Raw genomic sequence first — 23006 nt, forward strand, 5'->3', positions numbered from 1 at the left:
TGATTCCTGTAGGGGCGGGTTCACCAATAATATTTGCCAAAAACGGACAATCTCACAAACCCGCCCCGGCAATTGTATTATGGGCGATCGATCGGACATGATAGGATTCTTTATTATTTAGTCCACAAAACAAACTTCGTTTCTGTGGTAGCGAATTCTATTGGCCGTAAAAATATGATTGTTAAAGCGAATTTGATATGACATCAAGAAAGCGCTTAACCTGTTTTTCCCAAGTCCAATCCAGCATGAAATTAGCCGCTGCTAAACCGCGACTTTTAGCTTGTTCCCGATTAGTATAAACTTGCTCCAAAGCCTCGACAACTTCTGCCACATCAGACTCTCCCCAACCTTCTACACCGGAAAAAGGAGGAGTTAGTTTAACTCGTCCTTGACTCCATAAAGGATAGCAAATGTGGCTGTAAATCAAGTCTAAATGACCAGTATTTGCTGATAAAATAGTCGGAATTCCGCAGGCCATACTTTCCATCGCGACTAAATTAGTACCGCCTTCACAGCGGTTGGTGAAAACAGCGCAGTCGGCTTCTCGCAAAATTTGTCCGGTGAGGTGATTGGGAATTAAGCCTATGTCGATAAAAGAGTCAACTGGCAAACCGTTAGCCACTAACCATTGAGAAATTCCTAAACTTCCGTCGCGGTTGATATTGGGAAGTCCCGCAACGTTTCCGGTTTGTTCGATTCCTAACATATACTGAGGCCAGAAGTTGTGCCATGTTGTTAGTAACAAAGCCTCTGGATGTTTGGCGCGAAATCGTTTGAAAGCGGCAATTACAATATCTTGACCTTTGCGATATTCCAGTTTGCCGCCGGAGAAAATGACGAAGCGATCGCCAAATAGATTAGATTTGGGTGCAGGATGGAAAATTGTTGGGTCAATTCCTTGATGTACCATCGCCACATTAGTCAAGCCGCAGCTTCTCAAAACATCGGCATTCCAGTTAGAACCGGCGACAATCACGCTATATTTTTTGGCTGTTTCTAGTGCTTCTGCTGTGATTCGCGTGTCTTCAAAAAATATGACTCCTATTTGACAATCGCTGGTAATTTGATTGTCAACTCCAGAGGATGCTAAATTATTCCCTAAAGCGTAAAGTACGGGAAAATTACAACTGATTTGTTTGTCGGAATTGGTTGCTACTAATTCCTGAAAACTTTTGTGCTTTTCAATGACAGGTAACAACAGCGATTTATGCAGCGGATTCATCGATTCTGAGGTGATTGATGGCGGTGTTAAAAGTGCAACTTCCCAGGCAGGATTTTGCCGCAGTTGTAGTGTTAAATTCAGGGCGTAAATTCCCCAGCCGCTGGTGATGCCGATCGGCCAACTGATGCCCATTCCGGTAATTTGTGGGGGAGTTTCTGGGGGTTGAAGCCGAGGCGGAGCCTCTGAATATGCGTTACCAGGCAGAGCTTGGTAACGAGTAGATTGTAGGGGCGGTGCCCCCGTGCCCGCCCTCTCTAGCAAGGCTGCTTTTATACGATCGCACACTCCATCCCAATCACCGGCTTTTTGCTGGCGAAACAGACGCACAGTGGGATACCAAGGGCTATCTTCGCGTTCCAGCATCCAGCGCCAATCGGGCACAAAAGACAGCAAAATCCAGACTGGTTTGCCCAAAGCACCAGCCAAATGCCCGACAGAAGTATCTACACAAATTACTAAATCGAGTTGCGAAATAATTGCTGCGGTGTCGGCAAAATCGACGCAATGTTCGCTCAAATCTTCAATTTGGTGTTGCTTTAATAAAGTAATATCGCCCCGTGATAAATCTTTCTGAAGGCTATAAAAACTAGCTCCAGGAACATCTAAAAAATTCACAAAATCGCTCAATTTACACGATCGCCGATGGTTGTTGCGGTGCAGCGGGCCGCCCGCCCACACGATACCTACTTTGAGTTTATTGTTCGGCTTTAAATAAAATTTAAAATCCTGTGGCGGTGCTAAATAAGGAATATTCGCCGGTATATTTTCCCAAGTAGTTCCCAGAATTCTGGGCAAACTTAGCAGCGGGGCTTGCACTTGAAAATCAATCAAATCGCTCGGCTTGACTCCAATTCGATCGACTCCGGCAATTCCTTCAAATAAACGCTTCAGCAAGACATGACAAGCCACAATAACTTTGCCGCCTTTTTGCTTAACTAAAGCTGCGTAGCGGATAAATTGTATCGTATCACCAAAACCTTGTTCAGGGTGCAATAAAATTGTTTTTCCCTGCAAATCAGAGCCGTCCCAAAGTGGTTTCTCAAAAGAGCGCGGATCCAATTGTTGAGTTTGCCAGCGCGATTCGTACTCCGCAAAACCACGCTCAAAATTTCCAGTTAAGAGCAAAGCTAAGGCTAGTCTCAAGCGCCAATTTGGCGAGTTGGGACGTAGTTGAATTGCTTTATTGTAGAAGTCGATCGCCTCTGCGACTTTTCCTTGTTCTTCGAGGGCGGAACCCAAATATAAGTTTGTTTCGCTCAGATTGGGATCGGTTTCTAGCGCTTGTTTGTAATGCGAAATTGCCTCGATTATTTGCCCGTTTTCCTGTTTGAGATAACCTAAACAACTGTGGGCTTCTGCGTGGCTGGGTGAGGCGGCAATTACTTGTTCATAACGAGCGGCTGCCTCTGCTTTTTTACCTTGTTTTTCTAAGGCCTTTGCTATGTAAAATTGTACCTGTGGCGGCGATAAGGCAAATCGAGGCGAAGCTTCGGTATCTCCGTTACCAGGCACAGCCTGGAAACGAGTAGATTGTAGGGGCGGTGCCCCCGTGCTCGCCCTCTCTAGCAAGGCTGTTTTTATGCTCTCTAGCAAGGCTGTTTTTACGCGATCGAATACTTCCTCCCAATCGCCCGGTGTTTGCTGCCGAAACAGCCGCGCTGTCGGATACCAAGGGCTATCTTCGCGTTCCAACATCCACCGCCAATCCGGCATAAAACACAGCAAAATCCATACGGGTTTACCCAAAGCACCGGCTAAGTGCGCGATCGCAGTATCCACGCAAATTACTAAATCTAGTTGCGATATCACCGCCGCAGTATCGGCAAAATCGTTCAAATTGTCGCTCAAATCTATCACGGGAATTTGAGTTAACAAAGTACGATTTTCAGGCGATAAGTCTTTCTGAAGACTGTAAAAACTTACACCGGGAACATCTAACAATTGCAGGAAATAGCTTAAATCGCTCGATCGCTGAAAATCCTTCAAATGTTCCGAACTTCCCGCCCACGCAATCCCAACTTTGAAATTGCCATCGGAATTTAGAGAAAATTGCCAATGCGGCGGCGCAGCTAAATAAGGAACATTTGCGGGTATATTTTCTAAATTTGTTCCCAGAATATGAGGCAAACTCATCAGCGGTGCTTGCACTTGGAAATCGGGCAATTCATCCATCCGAACCGCCACTTGTTCGATGCCAGGAATCTGCTTAAATAAACGCTTCAGTTCTTGATAGCAAGAAAGGATTACTTTGCCGCCTTTTCGCTGCACAATGGCTGCGTATCGCACAAATTGAATAGCATCGCCCAAACCTTGTTCGGATCGGAGCAAAATAGTTTGCCCATTCAAATCTGAACCATCCCAAACTGGTCGATTAAAATTCAACCGTGGCAATTTTTTCGCCTGTTCTGTTTGCCACCGCCACTCGTATTCTGCTAAACCGCGCGGCAAGTCCCCAGTTAACAGCAAAACTAAGCTTAAATTGAAGTGACTTTTAACACAATTTGCATCAAGTTCGAGAGCTTTACTGTAACACAAAATTGCTCGATTTACGTCTCCTAATTGTTCAACAGCACTGCCTAAATTAGTAAGAGCTTCTAGATAATTAGGGTTCAAAGATATGGCTCGTTCCAAGCTAGAAATTGCCTGTTCTATTTTTCCCGCCCCCAAGCGTAACGTTCCCAGGTGATAGTGTCCTGCAGGATTGTTAGGTTCTGCTTCAATTGCCCGCTCGTAAAGCCGTTGAGCCTCGTCTAGCTGAGATTGTGTTTGCATCGCCGCACCCAAATTTACCAGCGCCGGCACGTAATTGGAATTGACAGAAAGTGCTTGATGAAAACACGCGATCGCACTTGGCAACTCGCCCTGCTGCTGGAGTATCGCGCCGAGATTGTTGAGAGCTTTGACGTAAACCGGATTCAGGGCGATCGCCTTTTGAAAGCAAGATATAGCAGCCATTATATTGCCTTGATCTTGCAGCAAAATACCCAAGTTATTGTGAGATTGAGCGCAGTTAGGGTCAATTTCGCTCGCGCGCTGATAATAGGTGGCAGCTTCGGCTAAATCGCCTGTTTGGTGCAGCGTCACTGCCAAATTCGTGGCGGTCTCTATCGAATTTGGCTGCAAAACCAAAGCATTTTTAAAATAAGCGATCGCCTCGGCAAATCTTCCTTGCGCCTTGAGAATATTTCCCTGATTAAACTGTCTTTGATATAATTCAATATTGGTTAGACTTTCTCTGGGCGGTATAGCTGGTTTATGCTGGACAATTCTTTCTCTCAGCGCCAAAGCAGCTTGTTCTAAAACTCCTTCCCAATCTCCCGCTGTAGACTGGCGAAACAGCCGCGCCGTGGGATACCAAGGACTATCTTCGCGTTGCAACATCCACCGCCAATCCGGCACAAAACACAGCAAAATCCACACGGGTTTGCCCAAAGCACCAGCCAAGTGTGCCACACAAGTATCTACAGAAATCACTAAATCCAGAGCCGAGATTGCCGCCGCAGTATCCGCCAAGTCGTGCAAATAAGAGCTTAAATCTGTTACGGCTATTTGCTCTAACAAAGCGCGATCGTCTGCTGTCATTTCCTGTTGCAAGCTGTAAAAATCTGCTCCCGGAATATCTAACAGTTTTGTCAACAATTTTAGCGGTAACGATCGCACCTTATTTTGGGAATTTTTAGGATTTCCTGACCATACAATTCCCACTTTCAAATTAGTAGTTGGATTGAGAGTAAATTCCCAACCGGGCGGCGGAGCTAAATAAGAAACTTTGGCGGGTATAGTTTCTAAAGTTGTTCCCAGAAGATGAGGCAAACTCATGAGCTGCGCGCGCACTTGAAAATCCGGCGCATCCTCTGGATTAACTATTAACGCATCGATTCCAGAAACTTCTGCAAACAAGCGCTGCAAGTGCGGCAAACACCAAACAATTACCCTACCGCCTTTTTGTTTGACTAAATCTGCATAGCGGATAAACTGAATTGCATCGCCTAAACCCTGTTCCGGGCAAAGCAAAATAGTTTTTCCCTCCAAATTTTTACCATCCCAAACCGGCTGAATAAAGTTGTGGCGCCGGAACTGTTTTTCTTTAACTAGGAGTCGCCATTCGTACTCGCAAAAACCACGCTGAAAATCTCCCGCCAGCAGCAAAGCTAAACCTAAATTTAGGTGAGATTCGGGGCTAGCGACATTAAATTTAACTGCTTGGCTGTAGTAGGTGAGAGCATCCGCAAATTGTCCGCGATCGTGCAAAGCACTTCCCAAACTGGTGAGGGGATTGATATAACCGGGTTTGAGTACGATCGCCCGACGGTAACAATCGATCGCCTCTGCCATATTTCCCGCTTCCTCAAAAGCTTTGCCGAGATTGTTCAAAGCTTGTGGAAAGTCGGGTTTCAGCCTCAAAGCTTGCTGGTAGCAGGCGATCGCATCTTCAATTTTGCCCTGTTTGTGCAGGACAATTCCCAGATTGCCGTGAGCCTGTGCACTGGCTGGCGATGCCTGAATCGCTTGCTGGCAAACAGCTAAATCCTCATCCAACTTATCTGGGCTAGACAGTGAACTCAGATAAGCGAGATCAGTTTCTGCCCAATCCGGTTGCAGCGCCAGAGCTCGATCGTAGTATGCGATCGCATCGGAAATTTTGCCCTGTCGGATCGAGGCGTATGCTAAATGCTGCAAAGCCTCCACATCATTGGGAGCGATCGCGATCGCCTGTTCGTAATTCGCGATCGCCCGTTCGTAATTCGCGATCGCATCCTCCCCTTGTGCCTCCAAAGCAATTCCCAAATTCAAATAAGCCGCCGCGCAATTAGGATTGACTTGAATCGCTTGCTCGTAGCAGCTTATAGCCTCCGCCACATCCCCTTGCTCTTCCCGCAACAGGCCCAAATTAATCAGCGCTTCCGCGCAATTCGGGTTCAAAGAAAGCGCCCGCTGATATTCTGCGATCGCCTCTTCAGTCTCCCCTGCTTCCGCGAGCGCGCTGCCCAAATTGCTCGCAGTTTCCGCCAAATTACCGTCGATGAAGAGGGCTTGTCGGTAGTGCGCGATCGCCTCTGTTAGCTGGCCGGTATGCTGTTTAACAACGCCTAAATTGCTGTGCGCGGCTGCGTAATTAGGATCGATCGCGATCGCTCGCTCGTAACAAGAGATCGCACCGCCCCAATCGGCTTGCTGCTGCAAATCCACGCCCAACCGAAACTCTGCATCCGCCCCATCCGACGGGACAAATGCAGCAGCAACCGCGCCTAGAGCTTCCGCCACCCGATCGAAAACGTCCTCCCAGTCGCCCCGCTGATGCTGGCGAAACAGCCGCGCCGTCGGATACCAAGGACTATCTTCGCGCTGCAACAGCCACCGCCAATCCGGCGAAAACGCCAGCAAAATCCACACTGGTTTGCCCAAAGCCCCCGCCAAATGGGCGACAGCGGTATCGACGCTAATGACTAAATCCAGTTTGGCGATCGCAGCAGCAGTATCGGCCAAATCGCCAAAATGCGGGCTCAAATCTACGATCGACCTTTGATTCAACAGCGCGCGATCGGCCTCAGAAACCTCTTTCTGCAAGCTGTAAAAACTTACCCCCGAAACGTCCAAAAGCGGCAGAAACTGACTCAAACTGCACGAACGCTGCTTGTTTTTGCGGTGTTTTGGATTCCCCGCCCAGACAATCCCAACTTTCAAAGTGCGATCGGGCAAAAGTCCAAATTCAGCACCCGCTGGCGGAGATAAATAAGCAGTATTTGCCGGGATTGTTTGCAGATTTGTACCAAGAATATAGGGCAAACTCAACATCGGCGCTTGCACGTCAAATTCCGGCAGTGGCTCCCCTTTAACTATTAGCAAATCAATGCCCTCAACCGTTGCAAATAAACGGTGCAATTGCGGGTAACAGCCCACAATAACCCTACCGCCTTTATTTTTGACGATCGCAGCGTAGCGAATAAACTGAAGCGAATCACCTAAACCTTGTTCGGCGTGCAGCAAAATAGTCTTTCCCAGCAAATCAGAACCGTCCCATAGAGGCCGGTATTCTCTTGCCGAAACACTATTATCCGGCCCCGTCAAAAAACAGGAATGACCAGTGTGAAATTCTTTAATTTGCCAGCGCCACTCGTATTCAGCGAGACCATTTTCCAAATCTCCCACCAACAGCAAAGCCAAGGATAAATTCAGGTGAGCGCTAGCATGATTTGGATTTAAATGAATCGCTCGTCTGTAGCAGGATATCGCATCTTCTACCGCACCTTTTTCCAGAAATGTCCTGCCTAAATTGTTGATAGCTTCCACAAAATCCGGCAGCAATTCTAGAGCTTTGTGATAATACTCCAGCGCATCTTCTAAATTGCCCTGTTCTTGCAAAACAGTTGCCAGATTGTTGTAAGCTTCCCAGCTATGCGGATTAATTTCCAGCGCTCGCCGGTACAGCTCGATCGCCCTGAAAAGTTCGCCTTTTTCTTGCAGCGCCACGGCTAAATTAATCAGTGCAGGTACGAAATCCGGTTGAGCTACAAGAGCTTGCTCGTAATGTGCGATCGCCTCTTCCGCTTGACCTTGTTCCTCAAAAATCTTGGCCAAGTTGTAAGCTGTTTGAGGAATATTTGGAGCGATGGCTAAAGCTTCTCGGTAGTGCGGGATAGCGGCTTCTAATTCGCCCTTTTCTTGCTTGAGAAAACCAAAATTAATCCGCGCTTGAACGCAATTTGGCTCAAGAGATATAATCTGTTCGTAAAGGGCGATCGCCTCTTCCCGATCGCCTGTTTCCATTAAATGCTCTGCTTGCCGCAATAAATCCTCTAAAACAACCAAATTCTCCCCGCTGTTTCCGATCGCAATCGATGTCTCAATCCCCTGCGATTGCTTAGCTGCAGAGCCTTCTGCTAACCCTTCGCTCGCAATCGCAAATATTTGTTTACTCTCTTGAACTACGCTTGCACCTGTCATTTTGACAGCTACATAATCGAGGTCAGGCTTATGATTAGCCGTCATTGCGAGTGAAACGAAGTCAAGCGAATCTTTGGCAGACTCCTCGGAATAACTAGCAGTATTGGCGATCGCAAATAAACTCAAAGCCGCCTGTACTTCCTCAAACAATTCTTGCCAACTTTCCGGCTGACTTTGGCGAAAAAGCCTCGCAGTTGGATACCAAGGATTGTCTTCGCGATCCAGCAGCCAACGCCAGTCAGGAGCAAAAGAAAGCAGCACCCAAACCGGTTTTCCTAAAGCACCAGCTAAGTGCGCCACAGCCGTATCGACACTAATGACTAAATCCAGTTGAGATATAGCCGAAGCGGTATCAGCAAAGTCGTTCAAATGCGGAGTTAAATCCGGCACTAAGTGTTGGTGTAACAAAGTGCGATCGCTCTCGGACAAGTTTTTTTGTAAACTATAAAAAGCAATTCCCGGAACATCCAAAAATCGAATAAAATCGCTCAAGCTGCAAGAACGCTGATTGTCTTTCCGGCGCTTCGGACTTCCCGCCCAAACAATCCCTACCTTCAACTTGGCATCAGAAGAAAGCGCAAATTTGCACTCAGCAGGCGGATATAAATAAGGAACATTTGCTGGTATTGTTTCCAGAGTTGTCCCCACAATTCGCGGCAAACTCATCAGCGGCGCGTGAACATCAAATTCTGGTAAACCTTCCAAACGAACTGATAAATATTCAATGCCGGCAACTGTCGCAAACAACCGCATCAGTTCTGGATAGCAAGCCACCATAACTTTAGCCCCTCGGCTGCGAAGAATCGGCGCGTAGCGAATAAACTGAATAGAATCGCCAAAGCCTTGCTCGACGTGGAGTAAAATAGTTTTTCCCTGCAAATCCGAACCATCCCAAACCGGCTGTTTAAATTGCCTCGGTTGTAGTTGCGGAGTGCGCCACCGCCACTCATATTCAGCAAAACCGCGCTGAAAATCTCCGAACAATAGCAAAGTTAAGGCGAATTCCAGGTGGGCGATCGCGTTTTCTGGCTGCAATTCCAAGGCTCGACTGTGACAAGAAAAAGCTTCTTGAAATTCTCCTAAATCGACCAAAGCGTGTCCGAGATTATTAATAGCCTCCACGAAATCTGGCTTTAAATTTAGGGCTTGTCGGTAGTGGGATATTGCTGCTTTTGCATTGCCTTGTTCGTGAAAAAATGCTCCTACATTGTTGTGAGCTTCGGGATTGTTGGGGTCTAGTTTTACCGCTTGCTGGTAGCAGTTGAGAGCTTCTGCTAATTTACCTTGCTGCTGCCAAACTGTTCCCAAACCCATCAGGGAATATGTCAAATTTGGATTGATTTTTAAAGCGTGCTGGTAACAGGCAATTGCCTCATTTAAGTAATTCTTCTGTTTAAATATATGTCCTAAATTGTGCGCTGTTTCGTGCAGATTGGGGTCAATTCGCAGCGCTGCTTGGTAATATAAAATAGCTGCATCTATTTCGCCTAATTGCTGTTTTGACCAGCCCAAATTATTGTAGGCGAGTGCGGAGTTGGGCTGGATTTTGATGACTTGTTCGTAACTGGCGATCGCCCTTTGATACTCGCCTACATCGAGCAAAAGATTAGCCTTATTTAAATGTGCTTCTACAAAATCGCGGTTTTGGGCGATCGCCTTTTCGTAAAAGTCGATCGCCTCTGCAATCTTTCCCTGCTGTCTCGCCGCTATTCCCAACAAACACAGCACGTTTGCTGATTCCGGCTGCACTTCTATTATTTGCCGATACAAATTCTCAGCTTCTAACAAACGTCCCGCTTGGTGATGTTCCCAAGCTAATTTCAAAGAGTCTTCGGCACCCAGTGTACAGGCAGATTTCCGCAATTTTTTTTGAGAAGCCATAGTTGTCTTAGTTGTTTGGGAGTTCGCTAACTGGTAATTGCCAACTTCTTCTAATGTGTTAACTCTTCCTTCCTTCTTCCTTCTTCCTTCTTCCTTCTTCCTTCTTCCTTCTTCCTTCTTCCTTCTATCCTTTACATCCGTTACATAATCCGTTGCCGAACTTCCGACTTCCTTCTTGCTTCTTCCCCCTTCCATCGGAGTGACATCCGTTACATCCGTTACATCCGTTACATCCGTTACACAATCAGTTGCCGAACTTCTACCCCAACAAACAAGCTGCGGGGAAAATCAGATATTCTAAGAAAAACAACTTCCAGATAAACTGATAAAATGCCGCAATTTCTATTTTATCGTCCAAATCAACTTTCGCGCTCCAAAACCACATCAAACCCAAAGCCGCCAAATGAGAAACTGCCAGAAACACTAAATTAACATTAGACAATACGATCGCTCCCGCAAAAGTCGCGCCCAAATAACAAACCGTCAACACCCAGCGAGATAAATTAAAGACAGCCGGCTTGCCCAGCTCAATCGTAAACGTAGTAATATTATATTGCTTGTCCCCTTCCATGTCGGGGATATCTTTAAAAATGGCGATCGCAAACGTAAACACCACAACAAAAACCGTCAGCACCCAAACTTCCGCAGGAATCTCAAAAGACACACTCTCCAAACTCCAGCCAGAAAAAGCGCTTTTCGCCCCTCCCAAACCCAACACCCAATTAAAGTGCAAAAATAACCCTAAATTTACGATCGCGCCCCGCACCGTAAAAATGCACAGCGCCGCCCACAAAGGAAACCGCTTCAGCCGAATTGGCGGCAGAGAATAAGCAGTCCCGATCGCCAAACTAACACCAACAGTAGCCAGCAAAAACGGGCCTTGTAAAACAGCAGTCAAAATTGCTATAATTCCCGTTGCAATTACAATTAATTCCCCGGTTTTCCTAGAAAACGCTCCCGACGCGATCGGCAAATACGGCTTATTAATTTTATCAATTTCAACATCTTCTAACTGGTTCAATCCCACAATATAAATATTGCCGCAAATGCAAGCCAACCAGGCAAAAGCTAGGGGCAAAAATATAGGATTCACAAACAGCCTCGTGCTTTGGGCGATCGCGTACAAAGCCAATACACTCAAGCTAGTACCCACAATTGTGTGTGGCCGAGAAAACTCCCAAAATGCCCTCACCCAGCTTTGCGGAGCCGAGCCATTTTTATCAATCCAAGACTTGCCAATCGAATCATTGCCCATAAATCTCACACCCACGCCAAACAAATAATATTCTGTAGGGTGCGTAATACGCACCTTACTCATCAACTCAAGACTCAAAACTTCTCTGATATATGCCTGTTATTTTACAGCACAAATCATTCCAAAACGAATCAACCCGCTCTGATATCCACGGCTCATCAATCCGAGAGCAAGTGCTGCTTGAATAGTCGTCCAACCGCTCGTTAGCAAACCCCAAATCGCGCTCGGAGTCAAAGCAGAATCGATCACCACATCCCAAAAAGGAGCAACAGCTTTTGACCAATCAGCGGTGCGAATACTTGTCAAAGGCAAACTGCGGACAATTTCCTCATATTCCGGCAAAGAAATCACATAAGGCAAAGCATAAACCCGGTAAATTTCTGCCAATTGCTTTCTCTCTTCATCACTTAATTCACCCGCCGTTTCTCCCAGCGGGCGGTGACACCAAGTTGCCAATATCAAAGTTCCTCCCGGCTTGAGTACGCGGCAGCATTCCTGCAAAAACTTAATTTTGTCTGGCATATGTTCGCCACTTTCGAGCGACCAAACCAAGTCGAATGACTCATCAGGAAAAGGCATATTCAAAGCATCGGCAACCAAAAAATTCACATTGCTTTCAAGCCCAGCAATTTTAGCGCGTTCGGTCGCTCTGTTGGCCTGTACCGGACTGAGAGTAATTCCGGTAGCTGTAACGCTAGCGCCCGTTTTGTTGAGTTCGGGCGATCGGCTAAAATCTCGATCGACCCCGCCATCCAACTTTAAATTATTTTGAGCGATCCTCTTCGAGGGCTGCGCTAACGAACTAAACTTTTCCGTCAAATACAGCGTGCTGCCGCCGATCCCGCAACCGACATCGAGAATGCGGTAAGATTCACCCAGTGCCTTCTCTGACGGGACTCCAGCCCAAGCCAGCAGTTCTTCTATCAAATCTATCTGAGCCTGTCGGCGCTCTTTTTTCAAATTGCCATCCGGGCCGTAGTAACCGTGGTGCATATGTTCGCCCCACACCTGCTCCCACAAACCGCTAGAAGCGTCGTAAAGTTGCTGAATTTGCTGGTAAAGTGTTGATGTCATCGCCGGATCGCAAGTTATTAAAGGAATTCTACCGTTATTTTCCCGCTGTTGTCATAGAATTTGGCGATTGAGTTCGATCGGTCTCCGGCCTTCGCCAGATAGAGATGTCCTGATTTCAAGCCCGACGATATATTTGTGGGTTCCCTCTCAAATCCCAAATCCAAAATCTCAAATCTCAAATCCCAAATCTAAAATCTAAAATCTAAAATCTAAAATCGAATGACTGTCTCGCGAACCATTGCTTTGGGCTTTCTCGCTGTCATCCTCGCAGGTACTCTATTGCTGATGATGCCCTTTTCCACAATTGATGGAACTTGGAGCGATCCAATAACAGCACTGTTTACCTCTACTTCCGCTGTCTGCGTCACCGGCTTGTCGGTTGTAGATGTCGGAAAATATTACTCTTTTTGGGGGCAACTGTGCCTAGTTTTACTGGTGCAAATAGGAGGCTTGGGCTACATGACAGCCACGACTTTCTTGCTGCTGTTATTGGGCCGCCGCTTTGGCTTGAAAGACAAAATTGCCCTGCAACAATCTCTCGACAAATCCGGGCTAGCCGGCGTAGTACAACTGGTGCAGTCAATTCTAGCAACAACACTTTTGTTTGAATTAACAGGAGTGTTTTTGCTGATGACGGTTTTCGTCCCCCAATACGGATTTAAAGAGGGTGTGTGGTCTGCTATATTTCACAGCGTTAATTCGTTTAACAACGCGGGTTTTAGCATCTATTCAGATAATTTGATCGGCTACATCAATTCGCCTATGGTTAACTTCACTGTCGGTGGTTTAATCATATTTGGCGGAATCGGCTATGAAGTAATTATGGAAATGTACCTGTGGCTGCGCGATCGCTTGAAGAAAAGCCCTATCTGCACAGTTTTTTCCCTGAACTTCAAAGTTGTTACCACTACAACGGCTGTCCTTTTGATTTTAGGAATGCTAGCCTTTTTGGTGCTGGAATACGACAACCCTGACACTTTCGGCTCTCTAAATTTTCCTCAAAAAGTGATGGCAGCTTGGTTTCAATCTCTTACTCCCCGCACGGCGGGATTCAATACAATTGACATTGGCAAAATGAGCGAAGCCTCGCTATTTCTGACTATCGCGCTGATGTTTATCGGCGCCAGTCCTGGCAGCACCGGCGGCGGAATCAAAACCACAACTTTTAGAATATTGTTTTGCTGTACCACAGCAGTTCTCGAAGGCCAGGAAGATGTGGAGTGCTATCAGCGTCAAATCCCGCCAGCAATGATTCTAAAAACCATTAGTGTAGTCTTCGGTTCCATGTTGGTCGCGTTCACATCTGCAATTTTAATTGAGCTGACCAATCCCGAAGTAGAATTTATCGCAGCGCTGTATGAAGCAGTTTCAGCTTTTGCCACGGTCGGTCTTTCCACAGGGATTACAGCCAAGATTTCAGCGATCGGTAAGCTGGTTTTGATTGCTACAATGTACATAGGTCGGGTTGGCGTGTTGCTGCTGATGAGTGCTGCCTTCGGCGATCCAAAACCTAGGTCTTTTAAGTATGCTGAGGAAAGTTTGTTAGTGGGATAAAAAAATCCTGCCTCGTTGCTGATAATCTAAACAATGGGTGACAACCCAAATCAACTTTTACTACTTACCCAAAAATCAAAAGGAGGCGGCGCTGTCTCTGCTAAAATTTAAACAGCAAGACGCTCAGCGCTGGATATTCAGTGAACCTGTCATCTTTAAATTTTTTTCGCACTTTGCGCGCCGACAACAAGCAGTTTGCAGTTATTGGTTTGGGACGCTTCGGCAAAGCTGTGTGTTCTACTCTGCACGGTTTGGGTTACGAAGTCCTGGGAATTGACACCGATGAAAAAAAAGTAACTCAAGCTTTGAACGATCGCATTGCGGCTCACGTTTTGCAGTTAGATTCTACTGAGCCTAGCGCTCTTGCGGAAGCCGGTATATTTGAATTTGAAACAGTAATTGTTGCGATCGGCAATTATCTAGGAGAAAGCATTACCACAACCTTAAATCTTAAGGAAGGCGGGGTAGCTCACGTAATAGCCAAAGCTTCTTCGGAAACTCACTTAAAACTGTTGAAAAAAGTCGGCGCAGATCATGTAGTTTTTCCCGAACGAGAAATGGGCTGCTCTTTGGCCCGCCTCCTTACAAAACCCAGCATTTTAGAACGCTTTGACCTCGACCCAGCTCACAGCATCGTTGAGTTGCTAGTTCCTGAAAAGTTTGATGGCAAAACCATCTCCGAATTGGAACTCCGGCGCAGGTATGGTTTGAATTTGCTAGCAGTCGGTCGTGGCGACAAGTTCGAGATCAATCCGCAGCCAAGCGAACGCTTGAGAAAAGGCGAGGTGATGGTAGTAATTGGTTCTAACAAAGATATTAATCGCTTGCCAATTTAACAGATCGACATTTTACCCACATACAGCAACAGTCCTCGACTCAGAAACCCAGTGTCTTGTGTTCCGAGTGTCTCACTCCTAAGCAATTATTGCTGGATGTGTGACAATTTCAGACCCTCACAAACCCGGTTTATTTTAGATAAACCGGGTTTTCCTGTCCATCTTTATGTTCTAATTTTTAACTAAAATATGTAAATTGAATTTCACCAATTCTAGGGTTTTTTCCGCCTTTGCGACCCCCTTTGAGAACTTAGCCAGACACATTGCAAAAAATTTTAACAAGGTAGCAGCACTCGATCGTCGCGCTCCCGCAAACCCTAGGAGCGCTAGCCCTAAAATTTCAGCCGACTTTCAAGATTTTTTGCAAATAAGCTTTGCCCAAAACCAGTACCGCCAATACTAGAGCAAGTTCAACAGGCCAAGGACACGCCGCCACCAACCAAATTAACGAACAAATTCCAATAATTGCAGCTATGGGAGCCGGAATTCCGTCTAGCGTTCTGTTGTCAGTCCCGGCTGTCACCCACCAAGCAATCAAGCAGATCGTCAACGGAATTAAGCAACTTGCGATCATGATTTTTACCCCATCAATTTTTTTACATATGGCATCTGAGCATATTGTAACAATACATCAAAGATTCGGAAATGCGCCATTAATTACGGTAAAATTTAAGGTTAGGAAATTCATCCGCTGGGGTGATAAATTTTATAATTTTTAGCTTGGTCTCTCTCAGAAGGCAGAAGTAGGTTGGCATCAGGCAGGATTTAGGGATTTTTCTTTCTAGAGAAGTCCAGAAAGCTTTCTACCTTGAGAAGAATTGCGATGCGCCCCTCTATGCAAGTTATACTCAGGATTGCAGTCAGTTACTGTAGAGCGTGAATCCATGCTGGGCAAATTTTTTCGCAAGCCAGAATCAGAAAACATCGATCGCGTCCCCCCGGGTCAATACCTCGCCAACGGCTTTCCTGTGCTGACCTACGGCGATACACCCTCCGTCAGCATTGAGAGTTGGGAATTTAAAGTCTGGGGATTGGCAAAACCACAAACCTTCAGTTGGTCGGACTTCCAGGCCATGCCCCAAAGTAACTTTACTGCGGATTTTCACTGCGTCACCCGGTGGTCAAAACTCGACGTGCAGTGGACGGGAGTCAAAGTCACCGATTTTATGAACTGCATAGAAGTCGATCCGAAAGCTATGCACGTCCTGGAACACTGCTACGGCGGCTACACGACTAACATTGCGATCGCCGACTTCCTGAGAGAAGAAAACTTTTTCGCCCACACCGTCTTCGGCGAACCTCTATCCGCAGACCACGGCGGCCCAATGCGGCTCGTAGTTCCCCACTTGTACGCTTGGAAAAGCGCCAAATGGATTAACGGCCTGGAGTTTACAGAAACCGAAGAACTCGGTTTTTGGGAACGCAACGGCTACCATCGGCGGGGCGAACCTTGGGCAGAGGAACGCTACAGCGGTCTGTTTTGATGCGGGCGATCGGGAGCAAAGACGGGGCCACAGCTTCTCTATACAATCTTTGTTGAGGGGCAATCCGGTCTTTTACCGCTTCAATCTGCGGAAATTGCATCTTCTCGATCCCATCTTGGGGATATCTCACACCAGGGGTTCTATTTAATTCAACCAAAATACGTAGACCACACGATCGCATTTTGTACGTAATTTACCTGATAGATAAACTACTTTAACTCCCATACATAAGCCCCAAAAAACAAATATTCCCAGTTTAGGGTTAATAGAAAACTTCTGGAACTGTCAGTACCCACGAATATTACCGTATTTATACTTAAGTGTTTGCTATTGAGGATTTAGACTTGAGACTATAAAAAAAAGTAGCCATAAGCCCGATCCAAATCACTTAAGTTCATCCGCGCTCCCCTGCCCGCGACTGCAAGGTTTCAGACCACAATATTTATAATTATTTAGTGGGTATTATTAGGGATCGATCCCCCGCCCGCAGATGTGATAGAGAGAATTTATGAAGGATATGTAAAGCCTTGATAAAGAATATGTCAAACTTTACCTAAAGTGCGCCAAATACAAACAAAGTATCGCATAATGAAATTATTAAGACGATCGCACAAAAGGAACAGGTTTATGAATACCAAACTCTTATCCGCCCTAACAGCTACCGCCGCCGCCACAGCTCTGTTTGGCGCCGGAGCTCCAGCTCAAGCCTTCTCCTTTGGCACCAACGGCATCACATTCAGCCAAGATACCAGCGTCAAGTTTAACTTCAAAGAATCTCACGGTGGGTATACTTCCTCTTTGGGCATCTACAGTGTGAACAACTCGGCGGCCACTCTAGTTAGCACCCTGTTTTCGGAAACTAAATCCTCAGACAACGGCTCGAGTAACGAATGGAAAGGAACTCTGGGCAATACAGTCTTGGGTTCTGGCTCGACAGTATTCACATTCCTGGCCAATCAAATTTATACTTTGGGACTCAACAGCGGCTGGGCTGGCACTGTCTACTCGACCTCAGCCTTGAATACGCGCAACCAGCAAGCAGTGTTTGGCGCGCAATCGCAACTGTGGGACGCACTCAACACAGAAGAAACGAACAGCTTCGGATCTGCCGGAAAATTCACAAACGGAATAGGTTCTCTGTTCAATGGAGGCACACTAATCTCCTTCGACGATGGCGGTAACGGCAATGACGCAGACTTCCAAGACTTCACAGTCAGCGCAGAAGCAGTTCCCGAACCCATGACAATGACTGGTTTGGCTCTCGGTTTGGGTGGTTTGGTTGCAGCCCGCCGCCGTCGCGCTAGCAAGACGACTTCATGATTTTGTCAACCGGAACAATCTCCTCTTTTACGTGTTACAAAATAAAATTCAATTAGGAGGCGCGCTAATGAGAAATCGGCTCGCCTTTTGCTTGATTTGAAATGTCAGAAGGGAGAAGTCATATCAATTCTGGTTGCACACATCCGGAATTGTTGACTGTTGACTGTTGACTGTTGACTGTAGAAGGAGGGGTCGCCAAACTGAATGATGGTTGAGTGTTGGATGTTGACTCGATTTTACGCCCGACTTTCCAAGGGCGGATTTGAGATCGGAGGGAAGTTCGGCCCCGCCCAGAATAAGGGATTTAACGGAGTTAACGGAGGGGTGTTGAGGGAAGAAGTCAAGCGTGAAGCAAGAGGATTTTTCCAACTCTCCCACTCTCCCACTCTCCCGCTATCTCCCTCTCCCCAATCAAAATTCAAAACTCACTCACGGTAAATTGTTCGATCGTACAAAGTCACCAGTACCGATTGAGGAATGTTAATGTCCGCCCGGATGCACGCTACTTTAATCGCCACTACAGCCCTGGTGTTTGTCCGTCGCACCTATGCTGGTTCGCGCAGCGTCCAATAGCGGACAATAAGATCCAAAGAACCATCGCTAAAGCCTGAAGTATCAACATCATAGGCTACATTTAAAGGCAAGTTAGTTCGCCTGCGGGGCAGGCCTATTAGTAAGCTGTTGTGCATTTAAATTGTATATTGAGGGCGCGATCTCCTGCCCAACCCCTACTCCCCACACCAGTAAAGATTTATTTGACTATGCAATTTAAATGCGGATTAGCTTACCCGCACTGAATTGGCAAATACGATCGCCTTCGGCACGATAACTCGCTCTCCCCGATCGCTAATAACTTGAGTTGAACGCAGCAAAATCTTTTCAACCGTACCTTCAAAGCCTTCCACAATTATCCGATCGCCCAATTGAAACGGTTCGTGCCACAGCAACAATATTTCCGATAAAAAGTATTTGAAGATGTCTGGGAACGGGAAACTAATCCCTACGGAACCAAGTCCTAACCAACTGATGATATCTGCAGGGTGCCAAGCTGGGAACGCCACGCAGGCGCTCAAACTGCCAGCAGCCCAAGTGAGAGTGTCAATCGATTTTAGATTTTAGATTTTCGATTTTCGATTGAAGCCTTGACCCCACGGATCAATTCGGGGGCTTGTATCCTGGATGCTTGATTGTCAAAAAATTAAAGAAGGCCACGCTAACACAAAAGATTGAGCTCGATCGCCCGACAAGAATGTTTGACTCTCACGGTGCGGGTGACTCCATCTACTCGTTCGCTAATCATTAAAACCTAATCAAAATTTAAGATTAGCAGCGCCGACCCCGATCGAGTAAAATCACAGCACTTGCCCGCCGATGGGTTAATCTGTTAAAACTAACAAAGTTTGATGATTTCTGAGAAATAACATACATGGTTGCTACATCCGTCAAGATTAAACACGAAGTCAAAGACTTGTCCCTCGCCCCCTTGGGAAAGCAACGTATCGAGTGGGCCGGCCGGGAAATGCCCGTTTTGCGGCAAATTCAAGAACGCTTCGCTAAAGAAAAGCCTTTCGCTGGCATTCGCTTGGCTGCTTGCTGCCACGTAACCACAGAAACCGCTCATTTGGCAATCGCCATCAAACTCGGCGGTGGCGACGCCGTACTGATCGCCAGCAACCCCCTGAGCACTCAAGATGACGTAGCGGCTTGCTTAGTTGAAGACTACGGCATTTCCGTCTTCGCCCTCAAAGGAGAAGACGCGGCTACCTACGAACGTCACGTCTACACAGCCCTAGACCACCGCCCCAATATTATCATCGACGACGGCAGCGACGTGGTAGCGGCCCTGATCCAGCACCGCCCGAACCAAATTGCCGACTTAATCGGAACTACCGAAGAAACTACCACAGGCATCGTGCGCCTGCGGGCCATGTTGAAAGACGGCGTGCTGACTTTCCCCGCAATGAACGTCAACGACGCCGACACCAAGCACTTCTTTGACAACCGCTACGGCACCGGTCAATCTACCCTAGATGGGATTATCCGCGCTACCAATATTTTGTTAGCCGGTAAAAATATTGTGGTTGCAGGTTACGGTTGGTGCGGCAAAGGCACGGCACTGCGCGCCCGCGGAATGGGTGCTAACGTAATTGTCACAGAAATCGATCCGATTCGGGCGATCGAAGCAGTGATGGACGGTTTCCGCGTCATGCCGATGGACGAAGCAGCAACAGTCGGAGATATATTCATTACCGTTACCGGCAACAAACACGTCATTCGTGCCGAACATTTCGAGACAATGAAAGACGGCGCAATTGTTTGCAATTCCGGTCACTTCGACATTGAAATTGACCTCAAATCCCTCGGCGCAAAAAGCACCGACGTGAAAACAGTCCGGTCTTTCACTCAAGAATATCACCTGAATAATGGCAAGTCGATTATTGTGTTGGGCGAAGGTCGTTTGATCAACTTGGCAGCAGCCGAAGGACACCCCAGCGCCGTGATGGATATGAGCTTTGCTAACCAAGCTTTAGCCTGCGAATATCTAGTTACGAACAAAGGCAAACTAGAGCCTGGTATTCACTCAATTCCCGTGGAAGTTGACAAAGAAATTGCCCGTCTCAAATTGGAAGCAATGGGTATTCACATTGATACCTTGACTGCCGAACAAATTGAGTACACAAACTCTTGGACTTCGGGTACTTAATCATAGTATTCTCGTTCCCAGGATCAGCCTGGGAATGAATGCAGCAAGGCTCTGCCTCCCTCATGGGGAGTCGAGGCAGAGCCTCTCGATATGTGTTCCCAGGCAGAGCCTAGGAACGAGCAATGACTAATGACTTCTTCTTACCAAATTAGGGAATCAAAATGGTTGAATGGATAACTAACACAATGCAGTCTATGGGCTATTTCGGAATAGGACTGTTGATGTTTTTAGAAAATCTTTTCCCCCCCATACCCTCAGAATTGATTATGCCGCTGGCAGGGTTCACGGTATTCCAGAACCGAATGGAGTTTTCACCGGCGATCGCCGCAGGGGTAATCGGTACAGTTTTGGGGGCGCTTCCCTGGTACTATGCTGGTAAATTATTGAGCGAAGAACGCTTGAGGAATTTAGCCGACAAATACGGCAAGTGGATTACTGTATCGGGGGCCGATATTGACAAAGCAAATAGATGGTTTAACAGACACGGCAACAAAGCCGTGTTTTTGTGTCGCCTAGTACCCGGAGTTCGCACCCTGATTTCCCTGCCCGCTGGCATCAATAATATGCCTTTAATTCCTTTTTTAATCTACTCAACAGGAGGTACTCTTTTATGGGTAAGTTTCCTGACTTTTACCGGATATAAATTAGGGCAAAATTATACACTTGTAGAGGAATATCTGGCCCCGGTTTCCAAAATAGTTGTGGTGATTATTGTCATTTGGTGTATTTTGTGGGTTGTGAAGAAGAATATGCAGAAGGAAAAATATCGCAAATAAATGCAAAATTTGTGAAAATAATCTGCCTTTATTTGCGTTCATCGGCGGCTACAATCACCATTTTGACCCCACCCCAAAACGCATACAACTTTCCGACAGGAGTCGTGCGTTATCAACCCAAAATTTTAGACTAAGGTTCAACCTCCCCGATTAATCTGGGGAGTAAATCTAAAAATCTAAAATGTAAAATCTAAAATCCACTGACTTGTTTCCAGCATCCTCTCAACCGTAGCGCTGAAAGATAGAGAGGGAAATTTGATAGAAAATTCTGCTATCTTGGCTACTTTTTTAAATTAACTTTTAAATGGGCGATCGCCCAAAAGTCACAGTGACGGGCAGCCGATCGCCCAAAAATCCAACTTAAATTTATACAAATATTTAGGATTGGTGGAGGTTTAGGCAGATAATCGTGGCAAAATAGGGAACATTCCTATCCGCGCTGTTAAGATATGTACGAAAAGATTGTAGCCCCGACAACAGGTTCTAAAATTACTTTCAAAGACGGTTTGCCGATCGTCCCCAATGACCCAATTATTCCCTTCATTCGCGGCGACGGTACGGGCGTTGACTTGTGGCCTGCATCCCAGAAAGTCATGGATGCTGCGGTAGAAAAGGCTTACGGTGGCGATCGAAAAATCAACTGGTTTAAAATCTATGTAGGCGACGAAGCTTGCGATGTCTACGGTACTTACCAATATCTGCCCCAAGATTCCTTAGACGCCATCAAAGAATACGGAGTCGCCATCAAAGGGCCGCTGACAACGCCCGTAGGTGGCGGAATTCGATCGCTAAACGTAGCTTTGCGGCAAATCTTTGACCTTTACGCCTGCGTGCGGCCCTGCAAATATTATGCTGGAACACCATCGCTACACAAAACTCCTGAACTCCTAGACGTAATTATTTACCGGGAAAATACAGAAGATATTTACCTCGGAATTGAATGGGCCAAAGGCAGCGAAATCGGCAAAAAATTGATTGAATTCCTCAATAATGAGTTAATTCCGGCAACACCAGAACATGGCAAAAAACAAATTCGCCTCGATTCTGGCATCGGAATTAAACCCATTAGCAAAACAGGTTCTCAGCGTTTAGTGCGGCGCGCCATTACCCACGCTTTACGGTTGCCGAGAGATAAGCAGCAAGTGACCTTGGTGCACAAAGGCAACATCATGAAATATACTGAAGGAGCTTTCCGAGATTGGGGTTATGAATTAGCCACCACCGAGTTTCGCCAACAGTGCGTAACTGAAAGAGAGTCTTGGATTCTGGGCAACAAAGAAAAAAATCCCGACATTAGCTTAGAAGATAATGCTCGCCAAATAGACCCAGGATACGATGCTTTGACCCCAGAAAAACAAGCCAAAATTCGTCAAGAAGTAGCCGACGTTCTGTTTGCAATTTGGGACAGTCACGGCAGCGGCCAGTGGAAAGAAAAAATCATGGTCAACGACCGAATTGCTGACAGTATTTTCCAACAAATTCAAACCCGACCGGCCGAGTATTCGATTTTGGCGACAATGAATCTGAACGGGGATTATTTGTCCGATGCGGCCGCCGCCATTGTGGGTGGATTGGGTATGGGCCCCGGTGCTAATATTGGTGATGAATGTGCAGTTTTTGAGGCGACTCACGGCACTGCACCGAAACACGCTGGTTTGGATAAAGTCAATCCCGGTTCCCTGATTTTGTCCGGGGTGATGATGTTAGAATACATGGGATGGCAGGAAGCAGCAGACTTGATTAAGAAGGGTTTGGGAGCGGCAATTTCTAACGGTGAAGTTACTTATGATTTGGCGAGGTTGATGGAGCCGCCGGTGCCTGAGTTGAAGTGTTCGGAGTTTGCTGAGGCGATTATTAAGCATTTCGCCGATTGAGTTTGAGGGCTTTTTTTGAACGGGCTCGCGTGCCCGTTCCACAACCAGTCAATTTGCTTTGTGGGGAGTAGGGGTTGGGCA

At 46.6% G+C, this 23006-nt stretch carries 12 protein-coding genes; 7 read left to right on the forward strand and 5 right to left on the reverse strand.

What is annotated here, in order from left to right; all coding sequences use genetic code 11:
- Positions 1 to 181: 181 nt before the first annotated feature.
- The 3 genes from QT973_RS16850 to QT973_RS16860 form a co-directional block, all read right to left on the reverse strand.
- On the reverse strand, positions 182 to 10243 hold the full coding sequence (locus QT973_RS16850; protein ID WP_333391758.1) for a tetratricopeptide repeat protein: 10062 nt from the start codon (positions 10241 to 10243) through the stop codon (positions 182 to 184).
- 64 nt (positions 10244 to 10307) lie between these two features.
- Positions 10308 to 11366 (reverse strand): homogentisate phytyltransferase, encoded by a 1059-nt coding sequence (locus QT973_RS16855; protein WP_333391760.1) that lies wholly within the window; start codon positions 11364 to 11366, stop codon positions 10308 to 10310.
- Between the two features lie 36 nt (positions 11367 to 11402).
- A complete protein-coding gene (locus QT973_RS16860; RefSeq protein ID WP_333391761.1) occupies positions 11403 to 12377 on the reverse strand; it encodes a methyltransferase domain-containing protein in 975 nt (324 codons plus the stop codon).
- A gap of 219 nt (positions 12378 to 12596) precedes the next feature.
- Here QT973_RS16860 and QT973_RS16865 point away from each other — a divergent pair, with 219 nt between their 5' ends.
- Together QT973_RS16865 and QT973_RS16870 are read left to right on the forward strand one after the other, a co-directional pair.
- Positions 12597 to 13931, forward strand: a complete 1335-nt coding sequence (locus QT973_RS16865) for a TrkH family potassium uptake protein (RefSeq protein ID WP_333053193.1) — start codon at positions 12597 to 12599, stop codon at positions 13929 to 13931.
- 140 nt (positions 13932 to 14071) lie between these two features.
- A complete protein-coding gene (locus QT973_RS16870) occupies positions 14072 to 14767 on the forward strand; it encodes a TrkA family potassium uptake protein (RefSeq protein WP_333053191.1) in 696 nt (231 codons plus the stop codon).
- Between the two features lie 340 nt (positions 14768 to 15107).
- On the opposite strand, the gene QT973_RS16875 is transcribed toward QT973_RS16870, so the two are convergent.
- The gene (locus QT973_RS16875) at positions 15108 to 15341 is read right to left on the reverse strand and encodes a hypothetical protein (protein ID WP_333053190.1); all 234 of its coding nucleotides are present in this window, start codon (positions 15339 to 15341) and stop codon (positions 15108 to 15110) included.
- 310 nt (positions 15342 to 15651) lie between these two features.
- Here QT973_RS16875 and QT973_RS16880 point away from each other — a divergent pair, with 310 nt between their 5' ends.
- Positions 15652 to 16251, forward strand: coding sequence for a sulfite oxidase-like oxidoreductase (locus tag QT973_RS16880; RefSeq protein ID WP_333053320.1), 600 nt, complete (start codon positions 15652 to 15654; stop codon positions 16249 to 16251).
- 627 nt (positions 16252 to 16878) lie between these two features.
- On the forward strand, positions 16879 to 17571 hold the full coding sequence (locus QT973_RS16885; protein WP_333232161.1) for a PEP-CTERM sorting domain-containing protein: 693 nt from the start codon (positions 16879 to 16881) through the stop codon (positions 17569 to 17571).
- A gap of 779 nt (positions 17572 to 18350) precedes the next feature.
- Here the strand turns inward: QT973_RS16885 and QT973_RS16890 are convergent.
- Positions 18351 to 18644, reverse strand: coding sequence for a mechanosensitive ion channel domain-containing protein (locus QT973_RS16890; protein ID WP_333053187.1), 294 nt, complete (start codon positions 18642 to 18644; stop codon positions 18351 to 18353).
- A gap of 353 nt (positions 18645 to 18997) precedes the next feature.
- Between QT973_RS16890 and ahcY the strand changes: the two genes are divergently transcribed.
- The 3 genes from ahcY (at position 18998) to QT973_RS16905 (ending at position 22925) form a co-directional block, all read left to right on the forward strand.
- On the forward strand, positions 18998 to 20275 hold the full coding sequence (gene ahcY / locus QT973_RS16895) for an adenosylhomocysteinase (protein ID WP_333232159.1): 1278 nt from the start codon (positions 18998 to 19000) through the stop codon (positions 20273 to 20275).
- Between the two features lie 161 nt (positions 20276 to 20436).
- A complete protein-coding gene (locus QT973_RS16900; protein WP_333053186.1) occupies positions 20437 to 21051 on the forward strand; it encodes a DedA family protein in 615 nt (204 codons plus the stop codon).
- A 449-nt stretch (positions 21052 to 21500) separates the two neighbouring features.
- On the forward strand, positions 21501 to 22925 hold the full coding sequence (locus tag QT973_RS16905) for an NADP-dependent isocitrate dehydrogenase (protein ID WP_333391763.1): 1425 nt from the start codon (positions 21501 to 21503) through the stop codon (positions 22923 to 22925).
- Positions 22926 to 23006 lie beyond the last annotated feature (81 nt).

This window comes from Microcoleus sp. Z1_A1 (assembly GCF_036700305.1).
Classification (GTDB): Bacteria; Cyanobacteriota; Cyanobacteriia; order Cyanobacteriales; family Microcoleaceae; genus Microcoleus.

Excerpts from the sequence above, each read along its gene's own strand:
- ahcY (WP_333232159.1), top strand. The coding sequence starts at position 18,998 with ATGGTTGCTACATCCGTCAAGATTAAACACGAAGTCAAAGACTTGTCC.
- QT973_RS16880 (WP_333053320.1), top strand. The coding sequence starts at position 15,652 with ATGCTGGGCAAATTTTTTCGCAAGCCAGAATCAGAAAACATCGATCGC.
- QT973_RS16860 (WP_333391761.1), bottom strand. The coding sequence starts at position 12,377 with ATGACATCAACACTTTACCAGCAAATTCAGCAACTTTACGACGCTTCT.
- QT973_RS16855 (WP_333391760.1), bottom strand. The coding sequence starts at position 11,366 with ATGAGTAAGGTGCGTATTACGCACCCTACAGAATATTATTTGTTTGGC.
- QT973_RS16900 (WP_333053186.1), top strand. The coding sequence starts at position 20,437 with ATGGTTGAATGGATAACTAACACAATGCAGTCTATGGGCTATTTCGGA.
- QT973_RS16850 (WP_333391758.1), bottom strand. The coding sequence starts at position 10,243 with ATGGAAGGGGGAAGAAGCAAGAAGGAAGTCGGAAGTTCGGCAACGGAT.
- QT973_RS16885 (WP_333232161.1), top strand. The coding sequence starts at position 16,879 with ATGAATACCAAACTCTTATCCGCCCTAACAGCTACCGCCGCCGCCACA.
- QT973_RS16905 (WP_333391763.1), top strand. The coding sequence starts at position 21,501 with ATGTACGAAAAGATTGTAGCCCCGACAACAGGTTCTAAAATTACTTTC.
- QT973_RS16865 (WP_333053193.1), top strand. The coding sequence starts at position 12,597 with ATGACTGTCTCGCGAACCATTGCTTTGGGCTTTCTCGCTGTCATCCTC.
- QT973_RS16875 (WP_333053190.1), bottom strand. The coding sequence starts at position 15,341 with ATGATCGCAAGTTGCTTAATTCCGTTGACGATCTGCTTGATTGCTTGG.